This is a genomic window from Brevibacillus sp. B_LB10_24 (genome assembly GCF_046036945.1).
Classification (GTDB): domain Bacteria; phylum Bacillota; class Bacilli; order Brevibacillales; family Brevibacillaceae; genus Brevibacillus_C.
On record NZ_JBJQOQ010000048.1, the window covers coordinates 26,619 to 34,002 of the forward strand.

Annotated in this window: 6 protein-coding genes and 1 other annotated feature (1 of these 7 running past the window's edge); of the genes, 1 reads left to right on the plus strand and 5 read right to left on the minus strand. The window is 50.5% G+C overall.

Annotated features, from left to right (window positions below):
- Positions 1 to 220 (minus strand) — a binding site (T-box leader) (it extends 6 nt beyond the left edge of the window).
- 61 nt (positions 221 to 281) lie between these two features.
- The 4 genes from pdxT to guaB all read right to left on the minus strand — a co-directional run bounded on the left by pdxT (position 282) and on the right by guaB (position 4,818).
- Positions 282 to 872 (minus strand): pyridoxal 5'-phosphate synthase glutaminase subunit PdxT, encoded by a 591-nt coding sequence (gene pdxT / locus ACI7RC_RS25980; protein WP_408111068.1) that lies wholly within the window; start codon positions 870 to 872, stop codon positions 282 to 284.
- A gap of 12 nt (positions 873 to 884) precedes the next feature.
- Entirely contained in the window at positions 885 to 1,769 is an 885-nt protein-coding gene (pdxS, locus tag ACI7RC_RS25985; protein WP_408111069.1) for a pyridoxal 5'-phosphate synthase lyase subunit PdxS, read from the minus strand.
- Between the two features lie 94 nt (positions 1,770 to 1,863).
- Positions 1,864 to 3,177 carry a D-alanyl-D-alanine carboxypeptidase family protein gene (locus ACI7RC_RS25990; protein ID WP_408111070.1) on the minus strand — a complete coding sequence of 438 codons (1,314 nt, stop codon included), beginning with the start codon at positions 3,175 to 3,177 and terminating at the stop codon, positions 1,864 to 1,866.
- A 180-nt stretch (positions 3,178 to 3,357) separates the two neighbouring features.
- Positions 3,358 to 4,818 (minus strand): IMP dehydrogenase, encoded by a 1,461-nt coding sequence (guaB, locus tag ACI7RC_RS25995; RefSeq protein ID WP_408111071.1) that lies wholly within the window; start codon positions 4,816 to 4,818, stop codon positions 3,358 to 3,360.
- 177 nt (positions 4,819 to 4,995) lie between these two features.
- On the opposite strand from guaB, the gene ACI7RC_RS26000 reads away from it, so the two are divergent.
- On the plus strand, positions 4,996 to 5,958 hold the full coding sequence (locus ACI7RC_RS26000; RefSeq protein ID WP_408111072.1) for a YaaC family protein: 963 nt from the start codon (positions 4,996 to 4,998) through the stop codon (positions 5,956 to 5,958).
- 4 nt (positions 5,959 to 5,962) lie between these two features.
- On the opposite strand, the gene ACI7RC_RS26005 is transcribed toward ACI7RC_RS26000, so the two are convergent.
- Positions 5,963 to 7,180 (minus strand): putative glycoside hydrolase, encoded by a 1,218-nt coding sequence (locus tag ACI7RC_RS26005; protein WP_408111073.1) that lies wholly within the window; start codon positions 7,178 to 7,180, stop codon positions 5,963 to 5,965.
- Positions 7,181 to 7,384: the final 204 nt, after the last annotated feature.

The following is a 7,384-nucleotide window of genomic DNA, read 5'->3' on the forward strand; positions in this document are numbered from 1 at the left end:
GACGAGTGTGGACCCGCGTTGCCACCCTTATTGGCAAATTGTCCGCTTCAAATCCGTCAGACAACTTACCCTCTTTTACGTGATAACGGCACGCTGCCGGGCAAGGTTATCTCCCTTGCCGCTCTGGGATGGATTCGTCTGTTTGTTGGGACGGTTTGCACCTGCCACCGCCTCTCTGCACCAATCAATACAGAGTACTTGTTCCCGTCGAAGCTTTCTTCCCTATTATTATTTAAATTTACACCAAAATCTATACGGGTGTAAAGCGCAAAAAAGGCACCTTATACAGGTGCCTTGTCCTCGCGGTATTCTTTGACCATGTCCAGGAAGTACTTGTGAAAACGGCTGTCCTCGGTCAGCTCCGGATGAAACGCCGCTGCCAAAAACTGTCCTTCCCGGGCAGCTACGATCTTGTTATCGTATTTGGCCAGGACTTGTCCCGCACCTCGTACTTCCACGATATAAGGCGCCCGAATAAACACGGCGGGAAAATCGGGTGCCACGCCGGCAATCGGCAGGGAGACTTCAAAGCTGTCCTTCTGTCGGCCGTACGCGTTTCGTTCTACCGTCGTATCCATGAACCTGAGGTAGGCCTCTTCCTGGCCGACAATTTCCTTCGCCAATAAAATCGCTCCGGCACAGGTTCCAAAGATGGGCTTTTTCTCTGCGGCGAACGGCTGCAGTGCCTCCATAAATCCGTATTTTCGCATCATTTTCCCGATCGCGGTGCTTTCTCCGCCGGGGATGACCAAGCCGTCCAGATCACGCAGTTCTTCTGCCTTTTTTACCGCAACCGCTTCTGCACCCGCCTGGTTCAGCATGCGGATGTGTTCGGCTACTGCTCCCTGCAGGGCAAGAACGCCAATTTTCATCGCCATTTCACCTTACCAGCCGCGATCCTGCATGCGGTCTGCGTCGCCAATCTTGGAAATCTCGATGCCTGTCATCGGCGTGCCCAGCCCTTTGGAAACGCGGGCTATCAATTCGTAATCCGTGTAGTGAGTAGTTGCTTCCACAATCGCCCGGGCAAATTTCTCAGGGTTCTCCGATTTGAAAATACCGGAGCCGACAAATACCCCGTCAGCGCCAAGATGCATCATCAAAGCGGCGTCAGACGGTGTGGCAACTCCGCCGGCAGCAAAGTTTACCACTGGCAGCTTGCCGTTTTTGTGCACGTACTCCAACAAGTCATAGGGAGCGCCAAGCGTTTTGGCTTCCGCCATCAACTCGTCATACGACATACTTTGAACCTTGCGAATCTGCGATTGCATTGTCCGCATGTGACGAACGGCTTCTACGATATTGCCCGTTCCCGGCTCGCCTTTGGTGCGGATCATCGAAGCCCCTTCGCCGATGCGCCGCAGTGCCTCGCCCAGATCGCGAGCGCCGCAGACGAAAGGAACGGTAAATTCTTTTTTGTTGATGTGGTACAGATCGTCCGCCGGCGTCAGCACTTCGCTCTCGTCGAGGTAATCGACGCCCATCGATTCCAGAACCCGTGCCTCTACAAAATGACCAATCCGCGCCTTGGCCATGACCGGAATGGAAACCGCCTTTAAAACCTCTTCGACGATGCCGAGATCAGCCATGCGGGCGACTCCGCCGGCTGCGCGAATATCCGAGGGAACCCTTTCCAAAGCCATAACTGCAACAGCACCAGCCGCTTCCGCGATTTTTGCCTGCTCTGCGTTGACGACATCCATAATGACGCCGCCCTTCTGCATTTCTGCCATTCCCCGTTTAACCCGATCTGTCCCTACTTCAACCATATGACAAGCCTCCTGCCCATGGATGGAATATATTAGAAACTTGTCCCTATTTTAAACGATGCTTCATATGATAGACAACCTGCTTTTTTCTTATTTATTTTCCAATAATCCCATTAAATAGGTTACCGATAAACTGAATGATGCTTCTGAAAAACAGGCGGATCCAGCTTCCTTGTTCGACATCCTCTCCAGCCACCAGATCTACGCCGGCATTCTTTAGATCATCAGGCTGCAGATAGTCGCCCTCTGCATCTCCTTCTGCCTTGAACATCACTTTTCCGATAACCTGTCCCTTCTGAACAGGGGCAGTCAAGTCGTTAAACGTGACAGTCGGCGTGAACTTCACGTTGTCCCCCGGCTTCGTAATCACAGAGACGACACTGCCTGTCACTGCTGGAACCGTAACGTCGACTCCTTTTTTTACAGGAGCTGTTTCGAAACCTGTGATGGCAGCCCCCTGATCCACTTGCTTCGTCAGCTTATAGTTGCTGAAGCCGTAATCAAACAGCTTTTTCGTCTCATTAAACCGCGATGTCATGCTTTCGGCTCCCATTACGACGCTGATTAATCGCATGCCGTCACGGGTTGCCGTTCCGGTAAAACAGTAGCCAGCCTGATCAGTATGCCCTGTTTTCAACCCGTCGACTCCCGGGTACTCATTCGGCAAACTGGGGAGCATCCAGTTGTAATTGGCTCTTGGCGTTGCATTCGGCTTTCCTTCGCGGAATACAAAGCGCGGGATTTTGGAGATCTCCAGCGCTTCAGGAAAATCCTTGATCAGCGCCCGTGCCAATATCGCTGCGTCACGAGCTGACATGGTATTGTCCTTGCCGTCAAAATTGGCCGGCGTATACTTTCCCAGTTCATCGGCCGGCAAACCGGACGAGGTTACGAAAAAGGTACTTTTCATTCCTAATTCCTGGGCCTTTTTATTCATCATGGAGACGAAATTAGGCTCATCGCCGCCCACTTTTTCCGCCAGCAAGACGGTGGCGTCATTGGCGGAGGCAATCGACATGGCCTTGTACAGCTCTTGTACGGTATGCTCCTCGCCCATGTTGAGGTATACCCCTGACGAATCGCTCATTTTGGCTATAAAAAACGCGTAGTCACTGACAGGAACAACATCTGTCCACTTTATTTTCTTGTTTTTGATTGCGTCTAGGACCAAGTACTCGGTCATCATCTTGGTCATGCTGGCCGGCGGCAACGGTACATCCTCATTCTTTTTGTAAAGAATTTTCCCAGTAGAAGCTTCTACGAGGATCGCTGAATTTACCGCCAAATCAAGGTTTGCTTGTGCCTGGGCTGCTGCATTCGCTTGCGATGATGCCCCGAGCAAGGATGTACTGAACAGCGAAATTGCAAAAAATAGAATCGTCAGCCGCTTTATCCATCTCGGCATCATACTATCACTCTCCCCATATTTACGTGGTTGCTTTACGTGTTGAGTTGGCACACAGCTTTTAGTCTACCATAAACAACTTCATCTTTCAGGGCTTTTCCAAAAAGAAAACTTGAAAAGGCGAACCAACTTAAAAAAACTCCCTTTTCGCTGCTATGAAAAGGGAGTTTCTCTGCCCTGTAATTAGGAAATAGAGTAGTTGGGTGCTTCCTTGGTAATTTGAACATCGTGTGGATGGCTTTCGCGCAGCCCTGCACCGGTGATCCGGATGAATCGGGAATTGTTTTGCAGCTCTTCAATGTTTTTCGTGCCGCAATAACCCATTGCTGCCCGCAGTCCGCCGACCAATTGGAAAACCACATCTGCCAATGGACCCTTGTAGGGGACACGGCCCTCTATTCCTTCCGGCACGAGCTTTTGTTCATTTTCCTGGAAGTAACGGTCTTTGCTTCCTGCTTTCATCGCCCCGATCGACCCCATGCCGCGGTATACCTTGAATCGGCGGCCTTGGAAAATTTCAAATTCACCGGGACTTTCCTCTGTTCCCGCAAACAGGCTGCCGATCATGATCGCTGAGGCTCCGGCGCCAATGGCCTTCGGCAAATCTCCGGAGTACTTGATGCCGCCGTCGGCGATAATCGGGACATTGTATTCGCGGGCAACCGTTGCACAATCGTATACTGCCGTGATTTGCGGCACGCCGATCCCGGCAACAACGCGTGTCGTACAAATCGATCCTGGTCCGATCCCTACCTTGATGACGGATGCGCCAGCTTCGATGAGATCCCGGGTTGCTTCACCCGTGGCGACGTTGCCGGCGACAATCGTCAAGTCGGGGTAATTGGCCCGCAGCTTTTTCACGGTCTCCAAAACTCCCTTGGAATGCCCGTGAGCCGTATCTACTACGAGCAAATCGACGCCCTTTTCGACCAGCGCCGCAGCCCGCTCAAACGTATCGGCGGATACGCCAACGGCTGCTCCGCACAGCAGTCGACCCTGCTTGTCCTTTGCAGCATTCGGATATTGAATGGCTTTTTCGATGTCCTTGATCGTGATAAGACCTTTTAATACATTGTTTTCATCGACCAGCGGCAGCTTTTCGATCTTATGCCGCTGCAAAATTTCTTCGGCCTGCTGCAGTGTCGTTCCGACCGAGGCCGTCACGAGGTTGTCCTTCGTCATTACTTGATGGATAGGGGTGGAATAATCGTGAACGAAACGAAGATCCCGGTTGGTCAGAATCCCGACGAGGTGATTTTCTTCATCGACAATCGGGACACCGGAGATGCGGAATTTCCCCATCAATGCATCGGCGTCTGCCACCGGATGATCAGGGGTGAGGGAAAAAGGATTGGTAATAACGCCGCTTTCCGACCGTTTCACACGGTCTACTTCACTTGCCTGCTGTTCAATCGTCATGTTTTTATGGATAACGCCAATTCCGCCTTGGCGGGCAATAGCGATGGCCAGTGCTGACTCCGTGACCGTATCCATTCCTGCGCTGATCAACGGAATGTTGAGCTTCACCGACTCGCTTAAAACGGTTTTTACTTCTACTTCGCGAGGAAGGATCTCAGATTTTCCCGGAATAAGCAAAACATCGTCAAATGTAAGCCCCTCTTTGACGAACTTATTTTCCCACACAATGTTTATCCCCTTTCGCCCAAAAATGTTTTATCGCCAGTTTAGCAAACCACTTAATTTACTGTCAAGGAATGCTTATAATGTTCGGCTTCCTAGGAGAATATACGATTATATTCCGCTTAATTAATGAAAGCACTACCATTTTAACGAATATTCTGTGTAAGTGGGTGCCAATTTATGCCATCTCCCTGGGATTGGCTGCGATATCTGGAGACGGAGCCTGCAGCCAGGAAATTCCTGATAAAATCCTATGATGCTATGAAAATAGAACATCCGGAGCGTCTTTCCTTTCAGCAAAGCAGCCGATTCTCCTATACATGGAGGCAGGCACGGGCTTTTTACGACGCAGCCGACCAGTGCGACCTGCTCGTCCGCCCAACGCTGCTGTTTTACGGCTGTACTCATTTGCTGAAAGGTTATCTGATAACGCGCGACCCCTATTACCCGCGGACGAGCCGGATGCTGCAGCACGGCGTAACGACCAGGAAAATGAAAAAAAGCCCCTACCAACTGCTTGCAGACGAAATACGGCCGCAAAAGGAAGGGTTGTTTTCCCATTTGGCTAAAATCATTGGGGATTTTCCGCTGCAGAACCGCTACTCCGTCTCCCAGCTTTTTTCCTATGTTCCCGAACTGAGGGAAGAGTGCAAGCTGGTGCTGGGGTATACTTCTTGGCAGTCGGTCATACGTCAGAATCAATCATTACTCGCGTTTCCTTCTGTTCCCCAGGGAACGTTGGGATTTTCCCTGGAAACGTTCTTGGATTTCTTGAATCGGCTCGCTCCTGCCGGGATCCGCTTTTTCCCGGCAGAAGGTTCCTCTGCTGCAGATGCCAAGTTGGTAGGGGTCAGCGCTGCCAAGGGCTGTCTGCTGGATCAGCATCCGCTGTTTGCCGAAGCGGAATCTGAGCTCTGTTTTTGGAGCGGTGAGGAACCCTTTCCGCTGCCAAAATGGGCTGTCCATTACATGCTGCTGTACATGTTAAGTATGTTGAGCCGATATGAGACCGAGTCTTGGGGGGAACTGATCCTTTCCCATACGCTCTCCGAGGTCTATCTGGTAGACCGCTTTTTAGATATCCACCAAAGGGTATTCCCCGGCTACATTCACCGTATGCTGGATTGTGCTTGGAGCGGTTGAAGCCTTACTTCCCATGCCCGTTCTGATCCCAGGCCGCTTTACTGTATGTATTTTTGGCATCCCAGATCAGGTACTGGTCAACCCCTCTGTCCTTTCCGGCTTTGATCTGGGCCTGTACTTCTCTTGCTCCATAGGGGATATGTCCCTTTACCCATGTAGCTGTAAAATCCTGATACCAGGGACGAATAACGGCCGGCTTCAAGCCGTTTGCGGATATTGCCTGATTTTTTTGCTGGCCATCGGCGAGACCGCGATAAATGGTCTCGTACGGTTTTGCATCCGGGAGGGACAAACCGTAGGTTCCATTGGCATAATGGGACGGGTACATCATCGGACAGATCGCATCGACCTCTGGGGAGATCAGCTCCCACTTCTGCCCAATGCCCATATCATTTGATACGGACGGCACCAGTCCAAAAACATCTGCAGATATGGAAACCTGGTACGGAGCCAGCTCTTTCCTTGCGTATCGCAAAAAATTTGCGATTACCTGTTGTTTCGTTGCACTTTCCTGTTTGTAGTACTTGACTTCCTGATCGATCTGCTTTCCTCCTGCCGGGAACCTGACGTAATCAAATTGAATTTCTTTAAATCCCTTTCGCGCTGCTTCCTTTGCCAAAGCAATATTGTACTCCCACACTTCTGTCCGGTAAGGATCGATCCAGTTAACCCCTTTTCGGTCCTGGTATAACCCGCCCTCTTTTCGCTGGATAGCCCAGTCTGTTCTTTTCCTTGCCAAAAGCGGATCCTTAAAACAGACAATTCTTGCAATCGGGTAGATGTGATGCTCTTGCAATGTGCTGATCAATTGATCGATGTCGGGAATAAATCTGGTTTTGTCTGCACCGATCTCCTTTGCGAGGGGAACCTCCGAATTGTATGTTATCCTCCCGGCATCCTCTTTTACGTCTATGACCATTGCATTTAATTCCGAATGGGCTACCAGATTGAGTAACCGTTGAAAATTGCCGTTCCCGGCACTTCTCCCGGTCACATAAATGCCTTTTACTTTAACAGGAATCTTCATCTTCTGTATCTGTTCAGGCGAAGCAAGTAAATTCTCTTCACGCCATGCGTCAACAGGGAGTGTATCAAGCGGTTGGACTGAGCTATGCCCATGGGTTGCAGGTACTGCGGCAGTGCAGCCTGTTAATCCGGCCAAAAGCAGAATGGAGAGGATACGTGCAAAACTCGATGTCCGATCGATTCGCCACCATGCCACAACGCACTCCCCCTTCCCTGTATAATCATAGACAAATTACCGCTGTTCGCTTGCTTTAGTATGTGTTATCGGCCGGATTACTTGTCCAGCAGTTTATTCCTCTTTTGAGAGAAAAAAACAAAAAAAGCCAGCTTACGCTGACTTCTGTCTTTTACTATCGATTATTCCTTCAAAACCGGATACGCAATCAAGCAAAGGGAAATG